21 protein-coding genes are annotated in these 20695 nt (G+C 62.8%); 18 read left to right on the forward strand and 3 right to left on the reverse strand.

Annotated features, from left to right (window positions below; all coding sequences use genetic code 11):
- Positions 1-173 precede the first annotated feature (173 nt).
- The 6 genes from AB4Y43_RS20425 (at position 174) to AB4Y43_RS20450 (ending at position 5321) form a co-directional block, all read left to right on the forward strand.
- Positions 174-1007, forward strand: a complete 834-nt coding sequence (locus AB4Y43_RS20425; RefSeq protein ID WP_342947502.1) for an ABC transporter substrate-binding protein — start codon at positions 174-176, stop codon at positions 1005-1007.
- 16 nt (positions 1008-1023) lie between these two features.
- Positions 1024-1755, forward strand: a complete 732-nt coding sequence (locus tag AB4Y43_RS20430; protein ID WP_368728635.1) for an amino acid ABC transporter permease — start codon at positions 1024-1026, stop codon at positions 1753-1755.
- Positions 1752-2435 carry an amino acid ABC transporter permease gene (locus AB4Y43_RS20435; protein WP_368728636.1) on the forward strand — a complete coding sequence of 228 codons (684 nt, stop codon included), beginning with the start codon at positions 1752-1754 and terminating at the stop codon, positions 2433-2435. Before AB4Y43_RS20430 ends, AB4Y43_RS20435 begins: the two co-directional genes overlap by 4 nt.
- A 136-nt stretch (positions 2436-2571) precedes the next feature.
- Positions 2572-3867, forward strand: a complete 1296-nt coding sequence (locus AB4Y43_RS20440) for an NAD(P)/FAD-dependent oxidoreductase (RefSeq protein WP_368728637.1) — start codon at positions 2572-2574, stop codon at positions 3865-3867.
- Between the two features lie 13 nt (positions 3868-3880).
- Entirely contained in the window at positions 3881-4438 is a 558-nt protein-coding gene (locus AB4Y43_RS20445) for a helix-turn-helix domain-containing protein (RefSeq protein WP_368728638.1), read from the forward strand.
- A 604-nt stretch (positions 4439-5042) separates the two neighbouring features.
- Positions 5043-5321: an HU family DNA-binding protein gene (locus tag AB4Y43_RS20450; RefSeq protein WP_028207645.1), complete on the forward strand. Its 279-nt coding sequence runs from the start codon at positions 5043-5045 to the stop codon at positions 5319-5321.
- Between the two features lie 229 nt (positions 5322-5550).
- Here the strand turns inward: AB4Y43_RS20450 and AB4Y43_RS20455 are convergent, their stop codons facing one another.
- Positions 5551-7053 carry a GGDEF domain-containing protein gene (locus AB4Y43_RS20455; RefSeq protein ID WP_069268889.1) on the reverse strand — a complete coding sequence of 501 codons (1503 nt, stop codon included), beginning with the start codon at positions 7051-7053 and terminating at the stop codon, positions 5551-5553.
- A 150-nt stretch (positions 7054-7203) separates the two neighbouring features.
- Positions 7204-7581, reverse strand: coding sequence for a DUF427 domain-containing protein (locus AB4Y43_RS20460; protein WP_368728639.1), 378 nt, complete (start codon positions 7579-7581; stop codon positions 7204-7206).
- A gap of 218 nt (positions 7582-7799) precedes the next feature.
- Here AB4Y43_RS20460 and ssuD point away from each other — a divergent pair, with 218 nt between their 5' ends.
- From ssuD to AB4Y43_RS20475, 3 genes are all read left to right on the forward strand, one after another.
- The gene (ssuD, locus tag AB4Y43_RS20465; protein WP_368728640.1) at positions 7800-8945 is read left to right on the forward strand and encodes an FMNH2-dependent alkanesulfonate monooxygenase; all 1146 of its coding nucleotides are present in this window, start codon (positions 7800-7802) and stop codon (positions 8943-8945) included.
- A 117-nt stretch (positions 8946-9062) separates the two neighbouring features.
- Positions 9063-9308 carry a helix-turn-helix domain-containing protein gene (locus AB4Y43_RS20470; RefSeq protein ID WP_368606392.1) on the forward strand — a complete coding sequence of 82 codons (246 nt, stop codon included), beginning with the start codon at positions 9063-9065 and terminating at the stop codon, positions 9306-9308.
- Between the two features lie 2 nt (positions 9309-9310).
- On the forward strand, positions 9311-10636 hold the full coding sequence (locus AB4Y43_RS20475) for a type II toxin-antitoxin system HipA family toxin (protein ID WP_368728641.1): 1326 nt from the start codon (positions 9311-9313) through the stop codon (positions 10634-10636).
- A gap of 57 nt (positions 10637-10693) precedes the next feature.
- On the opposite strand, the gene AB4Y43_RS20480 is transcribed toward AB4Y43_RS20475, so the two are convergent.
- Positions 10694-11614: a LysR family transcriptional regulator gene (locus AB4Y43_RS20480; RefSeq protein WP_069268894.1), complete on the reverse strand. Its 921-nt coding sequence runs from the start codon at positions 11612-11614 to the stop codon at positions 10694-10696.
- A gap of 196 nt (positions 11615-11810) precedes the next feature.
- Here AB4Y43_RS20480 and AB4Y43_RS20485 point away from each other — a divergent pair, with 196 nt between their 5' ends.
- The 9 genes from AB4Y43_RS20485 to AB4Y43_RS20525 all read left to right on the forward strand — a co-directional run bounded on the left by AB4Y43_RS20485 (position 11811) and on the right by AB4Y43_RS20525 (position 20530).
- A complete protein-coding gene (locus tag AB4Y43_RS20485; protein ID WP_368728642.1) occupies positions 11811-12947 on the forward strand; it encodes a muconate/chloromuconate family cycloisomerase in 1137 nt (378 codons plus the stop codon).
- Between the two features lie 28 nt (positions 12948-12975).
- A complete protein-coding gene (catC, locus tag AB4Y43_RS20490) occupies positions 12976-13266 on the forward strand; it encodes a muconolactone Delta-isomerase (RefSeq protein WP_069268896.1) in 291 nt (96 codons plus the stop codon).
- Positions 13267-13310: 44 nt separating this feature from the next.
- Positions 13311-14246, forward strand: coding sequence for a catechol 1,2-dioxygenase (gene catA / locus AB4Y43_RS20495; protein WP_069268897.1), 936 nt, complete (start codon positions 13311-13313; stop codon positions 14244-14246).
- Between the two features lie 115 nt (positions 14247-14361).
- A complete protein-coding gene (locus tag AB4Y43_RS20500) occupies positions 14362-15732 on the forward strand; it encodes a Rieske 2Fe-2S domain-containing protein (RefSeq protein WP_368728643.1) in 1371 nt (456 codons plus the stop codon).
- Entirely contained in the window at positions 15729-16217 is a 489-nt protein-coding gene (benB, locus tag AB4Y43_RS20505; protein ID WP_069268899.1) for a benzoate 1,2-dioxygenase small subunit, read from the forward strand. Before AB4Y43_RS20500 ends, benB begins: the two co-directional genes overlap by 4 nt.
- A 52-nt stretch (positions 16218-16269) precedes the next feature.
- Positions 16270-17292: a benzoate 1,2-dioxygenase electron transfer component BenC gene (benC, locus tag AB4Y43_RS20510; protein WP_342947512.1), complete on the forward strand. Its 1023-nt coding sequence runs from the start codon at positions 16270-16272 to the stop codon at positions 17290-17292.
- Positions 17289-18065, forward strand: a complete 777-nt coding sequence (benD, locus tag AB4Y43_RS20515; protein ID WP_342947513.1) for a benzoate diol dehydrogenase BenD — start codon at positions 17289-17291, stop codon at positions 18063-18065. Before benC ends, benD begins: the two co-directional genes overlap by 4 nt.
- An 84-nt stretch (positions 18066-18149) precedes the next feature.
- Positions 18150-18884: an ABC transporter substrate-binding protein gene (locus AB4Y43_RS20520; RefSeq protein WP_342947514.1), complete on the forward strand. Its 735-nt coding sequence runs from the start codon at positions 18150-18152 to the stop codon at positions 18882-18884.
- A 485-nt stretch (positions 18885-19369) separates the two neighbouring features.
- A complete protein-coding gene (locus AB4Y43_RS20525; protein WP_069268903.1) occupies positions 19370-20530 on the forward strand; it encodes a porin in 1161 nt (386 codons plus the stop codon).
- Positions 20531-20695 lie beyond the last annotated feature (165 nt).

The raw sequence follows: 20695 nt of genomic DNA on the forward strand, positions 1-20695 counted from the left end.
TATGGCCATCGGCTCGCTGTATCTCGGCGCTTATAGCGAGGCATAAGCGACCGTTGCAGGGTGCCGTTGGCCATATCGCCGGCAGCGCTTTCGATCTGAAAAAAACTTGGTTCGTTCGCACCCGTCATGCGGATAGGCTGCGTACCTCAACGAGAAAAGAAGGAAAACCGATAATGAAAAGCAGCATCTGGGGCGCGGTGCCAGGCGCACTGTTGACGGCACTTCTGGTCGTGGCATCGACTTCCGCGCATGCGGATCGTCTGGACGACATCAAGCGGGCGGGCGTGTTGCGCGTCGCGGCATTCGACAGCAATCCGCCGTTCGGTTTCGTCGATCCGAAAGACAATCAGATCGTTGGGCTCGACGTGGACTATGCGCGCGCCGTCGCCAAAAACCTGGGTGTGAAGCTCGAAGTTCAGCCCACCAATCCCGCCAATCGCATTGCGTTTCTGAAGTCGGGAAAGGTCGATCTGGTATTCGCCAACTTTACGATTACCGACGATCGCAGGAAGGAAGTCGATTTCAGCACGCCATACTTCGCTTCGGGCACCCAGTTCATTGCGAAGAAGGGCGTGCTGAAGTCTTCGGAACAGCTCAATAGTCTGCGTATCGGCGCGGATAAAGGCACGACCAACGAACAGCAGGTGCGGGCGAAATTCCCGGGTGCAACCATCGTCGCGTACGATGACACACCTTTCGCTTTTGCCGCACTGCGTACGGGCAACGTGCAAGCCATCACGCAGGACGGCCCCAAGCTCGTCGCGCTGCTGGCACGCGCGCCGGACAAGGCGGGCTATGAGATTTCCCCGTTCACGATCTCGAACGACTACGAAGGCGTTGGCGTACCCAAAGGCGAGACGCGTCTGCTCGATGCGGTGAACAACACGCTGACTCACCTGGAGAGCGACGGCGAGGCCGCGCAGATTTACGACAAGTGGTTCGGCCCGAAGAGTGCGGCGCCGCTGCCCCGTCTCTTCAAGATCGGCGACCCGCAAAAGAACAGCTGAGCGCGGCGCCTGATTCATGCATAACTGGCTTGACCCGAAGTATCTCGCGTGGCTCGAACAAGGTTTCTTCGTCACGCTGATGCTCTCTGCCTGCACGGCGTCGTGCGCGACGCCGCTGGGCTTTCTGCTCGCGGTTGCGCGCACGGCCCGCACTCGCGCGGTTGCGCGCGCGGCGGCGCTCTACGTGTTCGTCTTCCGCAATTCTCCTCTGCTCGTTCAATTGCTGTTCTGGTATTTCGGTGTCGCGGCCGTGCTGCCGTCCGGCTGGATGAGCTGGCTTAACACGCCGCACCTGGCGACGTTTGGGCCGCTTACGCTGCGCTGGCCGAGTTTCGAACTGTTCGCCGGCTGGGTTGGATTGACGTGCTACACCACGGCGTTCATCGGCGAAGAGTTTCTGGCCGGCATGCGCGGCGTGAACCGCGCACAGTGGCAGGCGGCTGCGGCGCTTGGCATGCGCCGCTACGCGATCCTGCGCTACGTGATCCTGCCACAGGCGTTGCGCATTGCCACGCCGCCGCTCGCTGGCCAATACATGAACGTGATCAAAAATTCGTCGCTGACGATGGCGATAGGGGTGGGCGAGCTGTCATACATGTCGCGGCAGGTCGATACCGAAAGCTTCAGGACCTTTCAGGCATTCGGCACAGCGACCGTATTCTATGTGCTCGCCATCGCAGTTATCGAAGTCGCGCTGGTGCTCTGGCAGCGTGCCGGCCTGCACGGTTTGCAGCGAGGCCGTGCGTGAACGAGTTCGCGTGGTTACCGGCTTTGCGCTATTTGATGATCGGCGCGTTTCCGGCGGGACCGCTGGGAGGCGTTGCGCTGACGATCGCGCTCTCGGTGGTGTCGGCTCTGCTCGCAGCGCTGACCGGATTCGCGCTCGGCGTTGCGCTCGCCATGACGCGCGGCGTCGTCCGTCTCGTGCTGACCGCCGTGCTCGCATTCTTTCGCGCGATACCCGTGTTGATGCTGATCTTCTGGACCTTCTTCCTGATGCCGATCCTGCTGCACGTCGACGTTCCTGGTCTTGCGACGGTCGTGTGCGCGCTCGCGCTGATCGGCGGCGCGTATCTGTCGCATTCGGTTTATGCGGGCATCACGTCGATCGGCGCGGGGCAGCGGCAGGCAGCGCTTTCGCTTGGCTTGACGCGCTGGCAGGCATTGCGCGAAGTCATCCTGCCGCAAGCCGTGCGGGTGATGATGCCGTCGTTCGTCAATCAGTGGGTGTCGTTGATCAAGGATACGTCGCTCGCCTATATCGTCGGCGTGCCCGAATTCACCTTCCTCGCCAATCAGCTCAATAACCGTCTGCTGGTGTACCCGGCGCAAATCTTCCTGTTCGTCGGGTTCGTGTATCTGCTGCTGTGCGGTGCGTTGCAATGGGGCGCCAATGCGTTCCTCGCGCGCCGTGAGCCGGGCTTTTAACGATGAGCACAAATGTTGGATCTCGGGTAAGCCGGTTCCGGGGAACGTCGCCACCGGGAATACGCCGATTTGCGTGTGTGAAATTTTCGTGTTAGTTTTTCATGAAATTTAACATGAAAAATTTCACAGACGTGCCATGTTCGCCGAATCGACCCGTCATATTGAAAGCTATTACGCACGTCGCTTCGCCCAGAGCGGCGCGTTGCCCGAGCGCCCCGCACTGGCGGGCGATTACCACGCCGACGTGCTGGTCGTAGGGGCAGGCTTCAGCGGCTTGCACACGGCGTTGCGGCTTGCGCTGGCCGGGCGCCGCGTGGCGGTCGTCGAGGCGAGCCGCGTGGCTTGGGCCGCCTCTGGCCGCAATGGCGGGCAAGCGCTGCTCGGCTGGTCGTGCGATATGCCGCCGTTCGAGCAGGCGCTGGGTCTGGCGGGGGCGCGCGAGCTGTGGGACAGCATGCGCTGGGCCGCCGCCGAAGTGCGCGAATTGCCCGGGCGGCACGGCTTCGACATCGACTACCGGCCAGGCAGCCTGTGGGCGGCGGTGCGGCGCTCGCGTGTCGCCATGCTCGAAGCCGCGCGCGACGAGGCCGCGCACAAGTGGGGCTACGAACGCCTGCGACTCATTGGCGAGCCGGAGATGTCGGAGTGGATCGGCAGTCGCCGTTATCGCGCGGCGCTCTACGATCCCGAGGCGGGGCATCTCGATCCGCTCAAGCTGGCGCTCGGCCTCGCCGACGCCATAGAGCGCGCGGGCGGCGCCATCTTCGAGCAAAGCCGGGTGCTCGCGTATCGCGAAACGCCGGGCGGCTACGTGGCGAGCACGCGGGAAGGCACGGTGCGCGCCGGCACGCTGGTGCTCGCCTGCAACGCCTACATCGACCGGCTCGATAGCGATCTGGCAAGCCGCGTGCTGCCTGTGGGCACCTGGCAGATCGCCACGCGCAGGCTCGACCCTGCGCTTGGCCGCTCGCTTTTGCCGCGCAACAGTTGCGTGATCGACAATCAGTTCGTGCCTGACTACTTTCGCCTGAGCCCGGACGATCGCCTGCTCTTTGGCGGCGCATGCACGTATCTTGGCGGCATCCCGAAGGACATCGGCACCGCGATCCGCCCGAGTCTCGAGCGCGCGTTTCCGCAGCTGCGCGGCATCGAATTCGAGTACGCGTGGGGCGGCCATATCGACATCAGCATCCGCCGCACGCCCGACGTCGGTCGCGAACGCGATCGCTACTGGCTGCAGGGCTTTTCCGGGCACGGCATTCTGCCTACGCTCGCGGCGGCGCGCGCCGTTGCCGACGCCATCCTCGGCGAACCGCACTTGCTCTCGCTCTATGAGCGCATTCATAATCCGCGCTTTCCGGGCGGCGAGCGCTTCGCCGCGCCGCTCGAGGCGCTCGGCAAGCTGTGGTATCGCCTGCGCGACGTCGTGTGACAGAGAGAACCGCATGGACCAGCAGGACGAAATCGAAGGCCTCGCGATCCTCATTCGCGATCTGCGCAAGCACAAGAAGGTGACGCTCGCCGAACTCGCACAAAAGATCGGCCGCTCGGTGGGCTTTCTTTCGCAGGTCGAGCGGGGGCTTTCGCGGCCCACGGTGGCGGATCTCACGTCGATCGGCGAGGCGCTGCAGACGCCCACCACGTACTTCTATAGCGTGAGCATGCCGCGCGAGCTGCCGTGGGTCACACGGCCAGGCGAGCGGCGCACGCTCTACTATGGCGGCGGCATCACGGACGTGCTCGTTTCGCCCAGCATGTCGTCGGGTTTTTCGATGCTGGAGAGCCGGCTCGATCCCGGCGCGACGAGCGGCGAGCGCCCCGTGGACGACAGCGACGAGCAGGGCGGCTTCGTGCTCGAAGGCGAGCTGACGATCTGGGTAGAGGACAGCGAAGAACCCGTGACGCTGCGGGCCAACGACAGCTTCCAGTTGCCGGCGCGTTGCCGCTTTCGCTACGCCAATCTCGCCGATGTGCCCGCGCGCGTACTTTGGGTTTTCACCTGAGCCCGGCTGTCGCGATCGAAGGCGACGAGTCTACAGGTAATCAGCATCACTGATCAATAAAGCCATGGATAGCGAGATTTCCTTTGGTGCAGACGCCACCAAAGTCGAAAGGCGTTCACGCTGCCTTACGTTGCGCGACTGAAAGACAGGATGCGATTCGGGCCGCCGCGATCCGCATTCTGGAGGACGGCTGATGCATTCGCCCGGGTCGACCCAGTCCGCCTGGCTCGCCAGACGCCGCCCGAGCGATGCTTCCAGAGGGTGACAGCAGGCTGGCGGCTCATTTTTTTCTGGCTCGGTCACAACCTGAAATATTCCCGTTTTTCGCTATGCGTCAGCGGCCATCTGCACGAACCATTCCTGTATAAACCCGTTTTAAACCGCCGCAATGTCGTTTTTGCGCATTTTTGCCAATTTTTAACGTGTTTTTGTCTACACACTGACGCCGTGTTGTGCTATTGATTCGGCTTTCGCCGTCATGCGCGTGGGAGGCAAAACACGTGCCGGGCGGGCGATCGGCGCGTTTCCATATGCAACGCGATTTGCCTGTTTTGCCCGCGTGAGGTAGGGTATGCAGGTTTTCTCAACTCAACACAGGTAGCAGATGAACAAACAGGAACTCATTGACGCAGTCGCCGCTAGCACGGGCGAGACCAAGGCAGCGACGGGCGCAGCTATCGACGCGATCCTTGACGTCGTCACGCGTGCGGTCACCTCGGGTGACTCCGTGCAACTCGTCGGCTTCGGCTCGTTCTCGACTGGCCAGCGTGCCGCCCGCGTGGGCCGCAACCCTGCCACGGGCGCGGAGATCCAGATTGCCGCGGCCAAGACGGTGAAGTTCACCGCTGGCAAGGCATTCAAGGACGCCGTCAACGCGTCGTGATGCCAGGTCGCCGTCATGGCGGACGCGCGTGGCTGGCTCGCTTGCTGGCGCGCGGCGCAGCATCACGCCAGCACGGTAGCCCGCACTCAGGCCGGTGGCGTCGCGCCGCTAGCCTGAGTGTGTGAAACGAGGGCGCAAGGCCTTCGGCAAGCCGGCATGCTCACATGCCGGCCGCTTTTTCTTCCCCGCTTTTCTTACGGTATCCGAAGCTTTTTGCGCGCCTCGGGCTTCAGGCATCACGCGCCGCGTCGGTTTCCAGCGACGTGCGGCTCGTTTCGTTGCGGCGGCGCTTGGCCTCGTACATCGCCGCGTCTGCTTCACGCAGCATCGCTTCCACGCTTTCGCCTTCCTCGCAGCTGGCAAAGCCCATTGAAAAGCTCAGCTTCGGTCCGCCGTAGAACTGGTTGTTCAACTCCACCAGTTTGTTGATGCTGTCCACCACGGTTTCCGCATCGCGCAGATCGGCGCCAGGCATCAGTACGGCGAATTCGTCGCCGCCAATGCGCGCAGCCTGCCAGGGCTTCTGGATCGCTTTCGCGAGCACTTCACCGGCGCGGCGCAGCAACGCGTCGCCGGCGGCGTGGCCGAGCTGGTCGTTCACCGTCTTCAGATTGTCCATATCGACGACGATCGCGCTCACCGGGAACGGCCCCTTGCGATGCAGTCGGTTGAGTTCGTCCACATAGAACGAGCGGTTCTTGAGCTTCGTGAGCACGTCGTGCTTGCCGAGGAATTCGAGGTAGGCCTCGGCTTTCTTGCGCGCCGTGATGTCGGTGAGCGCGAGCAGCACGAGGTCCCACTGCGCTTCGTGGCCTGGGAACACGGAAAACTGCAGGTGTACGTTGACCTCGCTGCCGTCGAGCGCGTAGTTCACCACCTCTCGCTGCTGAAAGAGGCGGCCTTCCCAGAGATCGAGCAGCTGCTCGCGAAAGTGCGGGCGCATTTCGTCGCGGAACACCTCGGGCAGGCGCGCGAGCAGCGTGGCTTTGTCCGGTGCGCGAAACATGCCCAGCGTGTAGTGATTCACGTCGAGCACCTGGATTTCGCTCATGCAGCGCTCGACAAATTCGGGGTGCACGTCGGTAAAGGTACGAAAGTCGACGATGCCCTGCTCACGGACCTCGTTGAGCAGCTCGCGAATGGCAGAGAAGTTTTCGACCCACAGCGATACCGGCGAGTGTTCGAAAACGCCGAGCGCGTATTGCTCGCTCACCGTCGCCCGATGGCGCGCTTCTTCGAGCGCCGAGACATCTTCGATCGCCACGAGCACGCGGCTCCAGTCGGCTTCGTGGCCCGGCAGAATCACGCCGCGCAACAGGATGTCCATGCGCCGGCCGCGCAGCGTGTAGTTCACGCTCTTGCTCTCGAACGTGCTGTGCCCGGCCCACATCTGCTCGAGCTCTCCGACGTGTGCCTGGAACATGTCGTCGCGCAGCACCTGCGGAAGATGCGCGGCAAGTTCTTCATAGTCGCGCGCACCGTAAAGATCGAGCGTATGGCGGTTGACCTTGAGCACGCGAATGCAGGCCGAGCATTCGGCCACGCGGCGCGGATCGTCTTCGAGGAACTGGCGCAGGCTGGTCACGCCTTGTGCGCGCCAGCTGTCGAACAGCGCTCGCAGCTGGCTATAGTCTTCGAGCCACAGCGAAGTGGGCGTTACGTCGAAGAAGTCGAGCAGATCGACGCCCATGTTGGCAAAACTGGCCGCGGTGGCCGGGGTGCCTTGTTGCATGTCGGTTGGATGTAAGGGAACGGGGGTGCGGCGCGCTGCGCCGCACGAATTACCGAATCCTGGCACACCTTGGAGCCCGAGTGGGCATCGACGATGCAGATGTCGCGTCGCCTGGCGATACGTTACGCATCGAAAGGCGGCGCAGGGCGCTCAGTCGGACGTTTCGATCGAATCGACACGATCCGGGTAGAACGCAAGATGGTCCTTGATTGCCGACACTGCTTCATGCGGCGTTTCATAAGTCCATATTGCGTTTACGGCTCGCTCGCCGCCTGGCGTGATCGAATAGTACGAAGCCTCGCCCTTGTACGGGCACCAGGTCTTGTGTTCCGTACGTGAGAGCAGCGACATGTCGGCGTCCTCGCGCGGTATGTAGAACACGGCCGGATAGCTCGCCTCGCTCAGCGTGAGCGCGCGGCGCGTGTCGGCGATCACGCGGCCGCCTGCTGTCACCACCACGTGTGTGCGCGCCGGTTCGACCGTGATCGGATGATCGGGGCCGGGAATTTTGACGGTCCGTGTGTCCATGGCTGGGTTCCTCGCGAAAGGGGTTGGAAATGCGGACGTTTAGCCGAATACATCATATGCAATTGCAGATTAACTGGTAGGGGAAAACGCTGCAGGCTGTTTCAATGAGGGCGCGACACAGTTCGACGCACGGGCGGCGATAGTCACGCGATTGCGCCGCGCGCCATCGTGCTTCCAGTCTTCACCCGCGCCTTCATTTACCCGCAGCAGGATCACTGATGAGCCTCGATATCTTCTGGTTCTTGCCGACTTCCGGCGACACCCGCTACCTCGGCAAATCCGATTTCGGCCGCGCGCCGACCAACGCGTATATGCGCCAGATCGCCGTGACCGCCGAAGAGCTCGGCTACGACGGCCTCCTCATTCCCACCGGCAGCAGCTGCCTCGACCCGTGGGTGACGGCGGCGAGCCTCGCGCCCGTCACGCAGCGCATCAAGCTGCTCGTCGCGCTGCGCACGTCGCTCGGCGGTCCCACCGCTTCGGCGCGCCAGGCGGCCACGCTCGACCAGGCGTTGAACGGCCGTTTGCTGCTCAACGTCGTGCCGGGCGGCGACGCCACCGAACTCGCGGCCGACGGCGTGTTCCTCGCGCACGACGAGCGCTATGAAGCCGCCGACGAATTCCTGACGATCTGGCGCGACCTGCTGCGCGGCGAGACGGTGAACTTCGAGGGCAAGCATTTGCGCGTGCAGGGCGCGCAGAACTTTCACGCACCGGTCCAGACGCCGCATCCGCCGTTGTATTTCGGCGGCTCCTCGCCGGCGGCGCACGAACTGGCGGCAAAGCACGTGGACGCCTATCTCACGTGGGGCGAGCCGCCCGAGGCCGTCGCGCAGAAGTTCGCCGATATCCGCGCCCGGGCGGCACGCCATGGACGCACGCTCAAGCTCGGCGTGCGCCTGCACGTGATCGTGCGCGAGACCAACGACGAAGCGTGGGCCGCTGCTGAGCGCCTCATCAGCAAGCTCGACGACGACGATATCCGCCGCGCCCAGGAAAACTACGCGAGCATGGATTCGGTGGGCCAGCGCCGCATGGCCGAGCTGCACGGCGGCAGCCGGGACAAGCTCGAGATCAGCCCGAACCTGTGGGCCGGCGTGGGCCTCGTGCGCGGCGGTGCGGGCACGGCGCTCGTGGGCGATCCGCAAACCGTGGCGGCGCGCCTCAAGGAATACGTGGATGCCGGCGCGGACAGTTTCGTGCTCTCCGGCTATCCTCACCTCGAAGAGGCGATTCGCTTCGCCGAACTGGTGTTCCCGCTGCTACCGGGCAAGAAACCGGTGACGCTGCGCGACCAGGCTCTGACGGGCGGCGCGTTCGACGTGCGTGCGCATGAGCGGGCGCAGGAGGCCGCTCGCGCGTGAGGAGCCTTGCCGGACGATTATTCGTGGGAGCGATATGTCCGTTTTATTCGTGTGAATGATATTGGCGAAATATTCCCCACAGGCATATAATCGGTTTATGCCTCACAGGAATATGCCATGAAGATCATCGTCCAGACGCCAGGCGGGCTTGGCGAGATTTTGCAATCGGCCCGCAAGGCGCGCGGCATGACCCAGGCGCAGGCCGCGGCGCATCTCGGCATCGGCCAGCCGCGTCTTTCCGCGCTCGAAACCACGGGTGCCGCCAGCCTCTCGCTCGAGCAGATGCTCGCGCTTTTCGCGCTCTACGGGCTGGAATTCTGCGTGCAATCGCGCGAGGCGGCGGCCGGCGCGCCGGAGTGGTGAGCATGGGCCGCAAATCGCATTCGCGCGCGCTATCGATCTGGGCCAACGGCGAGCGTGTGGGCACGTGGGTCATGACGTCCGCCGGCGACACCGAGCTGCGTTATGACGACGCCTGGAAGCGCTCGGCCGTGGGCCGGCCGCTTTCGCTCTCGCTGCCGTTCGGCATCGGCGACGTGCCGTTGCGCGGCGAGCGCGTGCAGCACTATTTCGACAATCTCCTACCCGACAGCGAGCCCATCCGCCGCCGCATCGCCACGCGCTTTCGCACCGATACGCTCGAGGCCTTCGACCTGCTCAAGGCCATCGGGCGCGATTGCGTGGGCGCGGTGCAACTGCTGGGCGAGGACGAAACGCCGGGGCGCGTCGACCGCGTCGAAGGCACCGCGCTGAGCGATGCCGTCATCGAGCGCCTGCTGCTCGAAACGGCCGGCGCGCTGCCCGGTGGCGCGCACGAGACTGACGATCTGCGCATTTCGCTAGCGGGCGCGCAGGAGAAGACCGCGCTCCTGCGCCACCGCGGCAAATGGCTGCTGCCGCGCGGCGCCACGCCCACCACGCATATTCTCAAGCTGCCACTCGGGCTGATCGGCCATCGCAAGGTGGACTTCAATACCTCGGTCGAAAACGAATGGCTTTGCCTGGCATTGCTGAGGGCCTATGGGTTGCCTGCTTCGCAAGCTCAGATACTCCGCTTTGGCGCGCAGAAGGTGCTCAGCGTGGAGCGCTTCGATCGTACGCGCTCGCGCGCCGGTGGCTTGCTGCGCCTGCCGCAGGAGGACTTCTGCCAGGCGCTCGGCGTGCCGCCGCATCGCAAGTACGAAGCGCATGGCGGCCCCGGCGTGCGTGAAATTGCGGGTCTCCTGCGCCAGTCGCTGCAGGCACGGGAAGACCTCGAAACGTTTCTCACTGCGCAAATCGTCTTCTGGATGCTCGCGGCGCCGGATGGCCACGCGAAGAATTTCAGCATCCGCCTGCTGCCGGCAGGGCGCTTTCAGCTCGCGCCGCTCTATGACGTCATGTCGATCTGGCCCGTCGAGGGCGACGGCGGCAATCAATGGTCGTGGCACAAGGCGTCGCTCGCCATGGCGGTGTGGGGCAAGGCGCGCCACTATCGCATGCGCGACGTGAAGCGCACGCATTTCGACGCCACCGCGCGGCTGTGCCACTACGGGCCGGATGCGGGCCCGCTGGTCGAGCGCGTGCTGGCGCGTACGCCCGCTGCGATAGAGGAAGTCGCGGCGGCACTACCCGAAGGCTTTCCCGAGCGGGTAGCCGAGCGACTCTTCGACGGCTTGCGTTTTTCGGCGGAGCGACTGGCTGCGCAGTGACGGTGTGCGCCGCCGTACCCGAATTCCTGAACGAACAGGCCTAGACGGCACATCGCTTCACGACTTTTGCTTCTTCGAAGGCAGCCACGTTTGAGGCTCGGCGTACATTTCCTTGACCAGTTGCTTCACGAGATCGACGTAGACTGAATTGTCGTTCACGCGGTGATTCAGGATGATTGGCGAGGTCGCGTGGTCGCTGTCGATCAGCCGGTAGTGCACGTCCTGCCGCAACTGCCGCGCTGATGCGGGGATCACACATACGCCGAACTCGGCCGCGACGAGCCCCAGCGCCGTCTGGATTTCCCGCACTTCCAGCACTTCACCCGGTTGCACGCCGTCGCCGTGCAACACGTTCAATACCTGATCGGCAAAGCTGGGGCGCGGCTCCTTGGGATAAACAATCAGTTTCTGCCCGGCCAGTTGCTCGATGGGGATGGGTGTGGATTCCTGCGCCATCTCGCTGCCGATCGGCACCACCACCGCCAGCGGCTCTTCGCGCAGGACGATGCCGGCCACGTTGGGGTCGCTGTGGCGCACGCGTCCGAAGCCGATGTCGATACGGCCTTCCTTCAACGCCTCGATCTGTTGCACCGACATCAGTTCGACCATCTGGATGTCGAGTTCCGGCGCATTCTGGCGCAGCTTGCGCATCAACGGCGGCAGTCCCGAATACAGAACGGAGGCGACGAAGCCGATCGACAGCACGGTGCGGTGATGCAGTCCCACGTGTTTGGCGGTCGCCTGCAGTTGTTCGACGCGCCCAAGAATCTGCATGGCCTGCTCGTAGACGAGACGTCCCGCATCGGTCGTGCGCACCGGTCGCGTATTGCGAATCAGAAGGGGCACGCCGATCTCTTGTTCGAGCAACTGAATCTGCCGGCTCAGCGGCGGTTGAGCGATGCAAAGCTGTTCCGCGGCGCGCGTGAAATTGCGCTCGCGCACGACGGCAACGAAGTAACGAAGCTGGCGGAGATCCATGGTTCCTTCCCAAATGAAGCCATCAAATTATCAATACTCTGAAAATATGATGCGCCGCAATATTGGCCTGTTTATGGGCGATTGCGGGTCTTCCATATTATAAAGGTATGGAATTGGACGCAAATAGTATTGGATCAGGCTCAGGCGCGGCGTGTATAAATCCACCATTACCTTCTTCACTCACGCAGCCTTCGAGATGACTTCCGCCACGATCGAACGTATCGAAACCCGCCTCGTCGATCTGCCGACGATTCGCCCTCACAAGCTGTCCGTCGCCACGATGCACGGGCAAACCCTGATGCTGGTGAAGGTGTATTGCAGCGATGGCGTAACCGGCATCGGTGAAGGTACGACGATTGCCGGCATGGCCTACGGCCCCGAAAGTCCGGAAGCGATGAAGCTCGCGATCGACGCCTACCTCGCCCCGGCGATGATCGGCCAGGACGCCACGCGTATCCAGGCTCTCATGGCGCACGTGGGCAAGCTCGTGAAGGTCAATCACTTCGCCAAGTGCGCGCTGGAAACCGCGCTGCTCGATGCGCAGGGCAAGCGCCTTGGCGTGCCGGTGAGCGAACTGCTGGGCGGCCGCCGCCGCGAACGCTTGCCGGTGGCATGGACGCTCGCTTCGGGCGATACCGCCAAAGACATCGCCGAAGCCGAAGCGATGCTCGAAGTGCGCCGTCACAAGATCTTCAAGCTGAAGATCGGCGCGAAAGACCTCAAGACCGACATCAAGCACGTGGCCGACATCAAGAAGACGGTGGGCGATCGTGCCGCTGTGCGCGTGGACGTCAACATGGCCTGGAGCGAGACGCAGGCGGCCTGGGCGATTCCGGCGCTGGCGGACGCCGGCTGCGAACTGGTCGAGCAGCCGGTGGCTTCGCCCGCGGCGCTGGCGCGCCTCATGCGCCGCTTCCCGGTGGCATTGATGGCCGACGAAATCCTGCAGGGACCGGAAAGCGCGTTCGAGATCGCGAAGAACGAGGGCGCCGATGTGTTCGCCATCAAGATCGAACAGAGCGGCGGGCTGTTCGCGGCGCAGCGCGTGGCCACGATTGCGGACGCCGCGGGTATCGAGCTGTACGGCGGCACGATGCTCGAAGGCGCGTTCAGCACGGTGGCGTCGGCGCACCTGTTCGCAAGCTTCGCCAACCTGCAGTGGGGCACCGAACTGTTCGGCCCCTTGCTGATCACCGAAGAAATTCTGACGACCCCGCTGGACTACAGCAACTTCGAGCTGACCGTGCCGAACGGCCCGGGACTGGGCATCGAACTGGATGAAGCGAAGGTCAAGCGCTTCACCCGCGAAGGCCTGATGAAAGTCACGAAGTAATCCGGACACCTGACAAACGGACAAGACGATGCTATTCCACGTACGCATGGATGTGAACATCCCGGCCGACATGCCGGCCAATGTCGCCAACGAAATCAAGGCGCGCGAAAAAGAGTACTCACAGGAACTGCAGCGCAGCGGCAAGTGGCGCCATATCTGGCGACTGGTGGGCGAGTACGCGAACTACAGCATCTTCGACGTAGAGAGTAATGCAGAGCTGCACGACATTCTCACCGCCTTGCCGCTTTTCCCGTACATGAAGATAACGGTCACGCCGTTGTGTCGCCACCCGTCCTCCGTCAGGGCCAACGACGCTTGAGCTGATTCCCCCTCAATACCAGCAAGCACCAGGAGACAAACACCATGAGCGCAAAAGTATTCGACACGAAGGAAGTGCAGGACCTGCTGAAGGCCGCTGCGAATCTCAACGGCAGCAGCGGCAACGCGCGTTTCCAGCAGGTCGTTTATCGGCTGCTGGGCGACCTGTTCAAGGCCATCGACGATCTCGACATCACGCCCGATGAAGTCTGGGCCGGCGTGAACTATCTGAACAAGCTCGGCCAGGACGGCGAAGCGGCGCTGCTCGCCGCCGGACTCGGCCTCGAGAAGTACCTCGACATCCGCATGGACGCCGCAGACAAGGCGGTGGGTCTCGAAGGCGGCACGCCGCGCACGATCGAAGGGCCGCTGTATGTGGCAGGCGCGCCGGTGCGCGAGAGCGTTTCGCGCATCGACCTGAACGCCGACGCCGATGCCGGCCCGCTCGTCATTCACGGCACGGTCACCGGCCTCGACGGCAAGCCGCTCGCCGGCGCCCTGGTCGAATGCTGGCACGCCAATTCGAAGGGCTTCTACTCGCACTTCGACCCGACCGGCGCACAGGACGACTTCAACCTGCGCGGCGCGGTGAAGACCGGCGCGGACGGCAAGTACGAATTCCGCACGCTGATGCCGGTGGGTTACGGTTGCCCGCCGCAGGGTTCGACCCAGCGTCTGCTGGACGGCCTCGGCCGCCACGGCAACCGCCCGGCGCACGTTCACTTCTTCGTGACGGCGGATAACAGCCGCAAGCTCACCACGCAATTCAATATCGAAGGCGACCCGCTCATTTGGGACGACTTCGCCTACGCGACGCGTGAAGAGCTGATTCCGCATGTGGCCGAAAAGACCGGTGGCACCGCGCTCGGCCTGAAAGCCGACACTTACAAGGACATCGAGTTCAACTTCACGCTCACGCCGCTGGTCCAGGGCAAGGACAACCAGCTCGTCCATCGCCTGCGCGCCGCAGCGACGGCGTAATCGCCCCAGCATGGCTGGCGGCACGTTGCCGCCGCCACTCCTTTCTTCGCGATCATCTTTCGACACCGATGCAGGAACTCCGTACTGCGTGTGGAGTATGCATAGGCGAGCTAATATGTCAGCCATCATCGACAAAGCCAGTGACCTGGATCATCTGCTGTCCACCGCCGTGCAGGACGACAAGCAAAACGGTGTGTTCCGTTGCCGCCGCGACATCTTCACCAATGCCGACCTGTTTGAACTGGAGATGAAATACATCTTCGAGAAGAACTGGGTGTACCTCGCGCACGAAAGCCAGATTCCCGAAAACAACGACTACTACACCACGTGGCTCGGTCGTCAGCCGGTAGTCATCACGCGCGACAAGACCGGCACGCTCAACGCCGTGATCAACGCCTGCGCGCACAAAGGCGCCATGCTGTGCCGGCGCAAGCACGGCAACAAGGGCAGCTTCACCTGTCCGTTCCACGGCTGGACGTTCTCCAACACCGGCAAGCTGCTCAAGGTGAAGGATGAAAAGACCACGGAATACCCCGTGCAATTCAACAAGCAGGGCTCGCATGACCTGAAGAAGGTCGCGCGCTTCGAGAACTACCGGGGCTTTCTGTTCGGCAGCCTCAACGCCGACGTGCAGCCGCTGGAAGACTACCTCGGCGAAGCGAAGATCATCATCGACCAGATCGTCGACCAGTCGCCGAACGGCCTCGAAGTGCTGCGCGGCAACTCCTCGTATGTCTACGACGGCAACTGGAAGATGCAGATGGAGAACGGCTGCGACGGCTACCACGTCAGCACCGTGCACTGGAATTACGCCGCGACCATGGGCCGCCGCAAGGAAGACGGCACCCAGGCGGTGGACGCCAATAGCTGGAGCAAGTCGGTGGCGGGTGTTTACGGCTTCGACCACGGCCACATCCTCTTGTGGACGAACACGATGAACCCCGAAGTGCGGCCGGTCTACAAGCATCGCGACGAAATCAGGGCGCGCGTGGGGGAAGTGCAGGCCGATTTCATCGTCAACCAGACGAGAAACCTGTGCCTCTACCCGAACGTGTTCCTGATGGACCAGTTCAGCACGCAGATTCGCGTGGTGCGCCCGATCAGCGTGGACAAGACCGAAGTGAACATTTTCTGCTTCGGGCCGAAGGGCGAGAACGCGGAAGATCGTGCGACGCGCATTCGCCAGTACGAGGACTTCTTCAACGTCACGGGCATGGGCACCGCCGACGACCTCGAAGAGTTCCGCGCCTGCCAGGCGGGCTACGCCGGCACCACGGCGATGTGGAACGATCTCTCGCGCGGCGCACCGCTGTGGGTCGAAGGCGCGGACGACAACGCGAAGAAGATGGGCCTCAAGCCGGTCATTTCCGGCGAACGCAGCGAAGACGAAGGGTTGTTCGTGGTTCAGCACGAGTACTGGGTGCACGCCATGCGCGACGCCCTTGAGCAGGAACTGAACCACGCACAAGCGGGAGCGCAGGCATGAGCAACGATTACCAGACAATCTGCGCCGCGCTGTACCGTGAAGCGCGCCTGCTCGACGATCGCCAGTGGGAAGAATGGCTCGCCTGCTACGCAGAAGACGTCACTTACTGGATGCCCGCGTGGGACGACGATGACCAGCTCACCGACGACCACGAATCGCAGATCTCGCTGATGTACTACCCGGATCGCGGGGGGCTCGAAGACCGTGTATTCCGCATCAAGACCGAACGCAGCGGCGCTTCGATGCCGGAGCCGCGCACGAGCCACAACGTCACGAACGTGGAAGTGCTGGCGGACCGCGGCGACGAAGTGGAAGTGCGCTACAACTTCCACACGCTCAATCATCGCTACCGGGCCACGGACCATTTTTTCGGCACGATGTTCGTCACGTTGCGTAGGGCCGGCGACGGCTTCCTGATCGCCTACAAAAAGATCGTGCTGAAGAACGACTACATCCGGCAGGTGCTCGACGTTTATCACGTGTGAGATCACGTTTGACATCGAGCCTCAGATTCAACATGGGATAGAAGGAGACACCATGTCCAGCTACAAGATTGCACTCAATTTCGAAGACGGCGTCACGCGTTTCATTGACTGCAAGGCGGGCGAAAAAGTGCTCGATGCGGCCTTTCGCGCGCGCATCAACCTGCCGATGGATTGTTCGGACGGCGTGTGCGGCACCTGCAAGTGCCGCGCGGAAAGCGGCAGCTACGACCTCGGCGAAGACTATATCGAAGACGCGCTGACCGAAGACGAAAAGGACAGCGGTCTCGTGCTCACCTGCCAGATGGTGCCGGAAAGCGATTGTGTGATCGCCATTCCCGCGTCTTCCACGGTCTGCAAGACAGGGCAGAGCAAGTTCGCGGCCACGGTGGCGAAGGTCGAACAGCACAACGACGCCGCGGTCGTGCTAGAACTGGATGTCGACGCAGCGGGGCCCGTGTTCCTGCCGGGCCAGTACGTCAACATCGACGTGCCGGGCAGCGGCCAGCATCGTTCGTATTCCTTCTCTTCCGCACCGGGCGAATCGAAAATCAGCTTCCTGATCAAGAAGATTCCGGGCGGCGTGATGAGCACGTGGCTCGAAGCCGCACAAGCGGGCACGAAGCTCGAATTGACGGGGCCGCTCGGCAGCTTCTATCTGCGCGACGTGCAGCGGCCGCTGCTGTTCCTCGCGGGCGGCACGGGTCTCGCGCCGTTCCTCTCGATGCTGGAGGTGCTCGCGCGCACCAACGCGCAGCAGAAGGTGCACCTGATTTACGGCGTCACGCGCGACCTCGACCTCGTGCTCGTTGAAGCCATCGAAGCCTACGCGGCGAAGCTGCCGAACTTCAGCTTCGCTACCGTGATTGCCGATGCGGAATCGAATCACCCGCGCAAGGGCTGGGTCACGCAGCATATTCCCGCGGACGCCCTGAACGACGGCGACGTCGACGTGTATCTGTGCGGCCCGCCGCCGATGGTGGACGCCGTACGCAAGTATTTCGACGACGAAGGCGTGAAGCCCAACAGCTTCCACTACGAGAAGTTCACTCCCAACGTAGTCCCGAAGGCGGCATGATCATGCAACGATTCGCAGGCAAAGTCGTCGTCGTCACCGGGGCGGCGCAGGGAATTGGCCGCGGCGTAGCGCTGCGTGCGGCGGCCGAAGGCGGCCAGGTGGTGTTCGTCGATCGGGCGGATTTCGTGGCCGAAGTCGCGGCCGAGGCGCAGGGCGAGCAAACAGCGGGATTCGTCGCCGACCTCGAGACGTATGAAGGCGCGAAAGCGGCAATGGATTTCGCCGCGCAGAAGTTTGGCGGCATCGACATTCTGATCAACGGCGTGGGCGGCGCCATCCGCATGCGTCCGTTCGCGGAATTCGAGCCTGCGCAGATCGATGCGGAAATCCGCCGCTCGCTCATGCCCACGCTATATACGTGCCACGCCGTGCTGCCGCATTTGCTCGAGCGCGGGCGCGGAACCATCGTCAACGTGTCGTCGAACGCCACGCGCGGTATTCGCCGCGTGCCGTATTCGGCCGCGAAGGGCGGCGTGAATGCGATGACGCAGTCGCTGGCGATGGAATACGCGGAGCACAATATCCGCGTGGTCGCCACGGCGCCGGGCGGCACCGAAGCGCCGCCGCGCCGCATTCCGCGCAATGCCGCGGGCGACAGCAAGCAGGAAAAGGCCTGGATGGGCGAGGCGGTGCGCCAGGTCACCGATTCGACCTTCTTCAAGCGCTATGGCAGTCTCGACGAACAGGTCGCGCCGATCCTCTTTCTCGCTTCGGACGAGGCGAGCTATATCACCGGTTCGATCTTGCCGGTCGCCGGTGGGGACACGGGCTGAGCGATGAACGCGTGGTGATGGTGGGCGCGCACAGGCGGGCGGGGTGATATGCTCGAAAGACCCCGATTTCGCCCCGCGTTCCCCATGTCCATCGATCCCGCTGTCGTCAAAGCCTTCGCGCCCACGGGCACGTTGCGCGCCTCCATCAATCTCGGCAATCCGATACTCGCGAATCGCGATGCGGCGTCGGGCGAACCGTTCGGCGTTTCCGTCGATCTCGCGCGCGCTTTCGCGCAGCATCTGGGTGTGCCGCTCGAACTTGTCGTATTCGACGCCGCGGGCAAGTCCGTCGAAGCCGTGAGCGACGAACGCGCGGACTTTGGCTTCTTTGCCGTCGATCCCAAGCGAGGCGAAACGATCGCGTTCACCGCGCCTTATGTATTGATCGAAGGCTTCTATCTGGTTCGCAACGATTCGCCGGTGCGCACCAATGCCGAAGTCGATCAACCGCATAACCGCGTGGCCGTGGGCAAGGGCAGTGCCTACGATCTTTTTCTCACGCGTGAACTGAAGCAGGCGCAAATCGTGCGCGCACCGACTTCGCCCACCGTCGTGCAGACCTTCCTCGAACAAGGGCTCGAAGTGGCCGCAGGGGTGAAGCAGCAACTCGAAGCCGATGCCGCGAAAGCCGGCGGCTTGCGTCTGCTCGACGAACGCTTCATGGTGATTCGCCAGGCCATGGGCGTCGCGAAGCGCCGCGGTCCGCAGGCCGCCGAAGCGCTTGGTGCGTTTGTCGAAACGATGAAGGCATCGGGATTCGTCGCGCAGGCATTGGAGCGTCACGCCATAGCGGGCGCATCGGTTGCGCCGGCTGCTTGAACGAATCAAGCCAAAAGAGAGTGCGCATTAAAAGAATAATCAACGCGCTCCACAGAGCCGATTAGCTCAGGGATTCTCGATGAAGATAATCGGCCTTTCTCGCCTGGCTTAATGCATCGCTTCGAAAGCATTATGTAATTGCCTCGACGATATTCACGCCCCGCACATTCCTCGACGTGCGTCGAGCCTTGCCGGGTGTGGTTGTGCCATCGACGCCACGTCACTCGAATTTCGACACCATTTTTATTTTCGGCACCCTATGATGCGGGTGTTCGATTCGCACCGCACTCACCGTACGATTTCCATTTTTTCCATTGCTATATCAACACTGGTCAATTGCGTAACTCGCAATAATCATCGGTGGATTGCTTTTCGATTTTGAATTCGCACCGAAATGGAATGCACGCATATGAGATTGCACGTCGATGGTGCCGGCCGCCTGAATTCGATGCATTGACCCACCGCCCAATCCGGAGCTTAAAAACATGAAAAAATCGCTACTCGCCGCGGCACTTCTGAGCGCCTTTGCTATTTCGGCGCACGCGCAAAGCAGCGTGACCCTCTACGGCCTGATCGACACCGGTCTCGTCTACACGAACAACCAGTTCGGCCATAGCAACTGGCAGCTCAACAGCAGCTCCACGCAGAATACGGTGTTCGGCCTCAAGGGTTCGGAAGATCTGGGCGGCGGTCTGCACGCAATCTTCAAGCTCGAACAAGGCTTCCTGCTCAACAACGGTGCGCAGGCGTTCTCGGGCCTCGGCTTCGGCTCGCAAGCGTGGGTGGGCCTGCAAAGCGATCCGTACGGCACGCTGACGTTCGGCCGCCAGTTCGACGTGATGAACGACCTCGTCGGCCCGCTCACGGCAGAATTCAACACGTGGGGCGGCAGCCTCGCGGCTCACCCGTTCGAGAACGACAACCTCGCCGCGAACTCGGTGGTCATCAACAACTCCGTCAAGTACGCGAGCCCGACCTGGTACGGCGTGACGTTCGAGACGATGTACTCGTTCAGCAACAAGGCCGGCGACTTCGCGAACAACCGCTCGTACGGTTTCGCCGTTTCGTATAGCCAGGGCCCGCTGAACCTCGCGGCCGGCTACCTGCAGTTCAACAATGCGGGCAACAGCAGCGGCGCGGTCACCTCCAGCGACACGAGCGCGAACTTCCTGGCAGAACGTCAGCGCGTCTGGTCGCTCGGCGGTAACTACACGTACGGTCCCGCTACGGTGGGTCTGGTCTGGAGCCATTCGCAGATCGACAACGCCTCAGGCGTCTACTCGTTCGGCACGGGCACCTATCTTGGCTCGAACGACGACTCGGCCGGCTCGCTCGCCGGTTCGCTGCGCCTCGACAACTTCGAAGCGAACGTGAAATACGCGCTCACGCCGGCATGGAGCGTTTCGGGTGCGTACACGTACACGCACGGCGCCTACAACGGCACGAACCCGGGCTGGAACACGGCGATGCTGCAAACGGACTACGCCGTCAGCAAGCGCACCGACTTCTACCTCGAAGGCGTATACCAGAACGTGCACGGCGCACCGCAAGGCTCGGTGCTTTCGCACGCCATGATCAACACGCTTTCGCCTTCGTCGACCGATACGCAGGTTGCCGTGACGGTGGGCATGCGTCACGCGTTCTAAGTCGATTCGGCGATGACGTCCGCGGGGCATCTGTCCCCGCCGGACGTTTCCCCCTGCGCGGCGGGCTTCCTCTCGAACGAGGGCCCGCCGCGTTGTCACATCCGCATCCCCGCATCCGCTCGATCGTGTTTCCCCGATCCAGATAGTTGAAGTTTTCAACTATTT

Source organism: Paraburkholderia sp. BR10872 (assembly GCF_040965835.1).
GTDB classification, from domain to species: Bacteria; Pseudomonadota; Gammaproteobacteria; order Burkholderiales; family Burkholderiaceae; genus Paraburkholderia; species Paraburkholderia nodosa_A.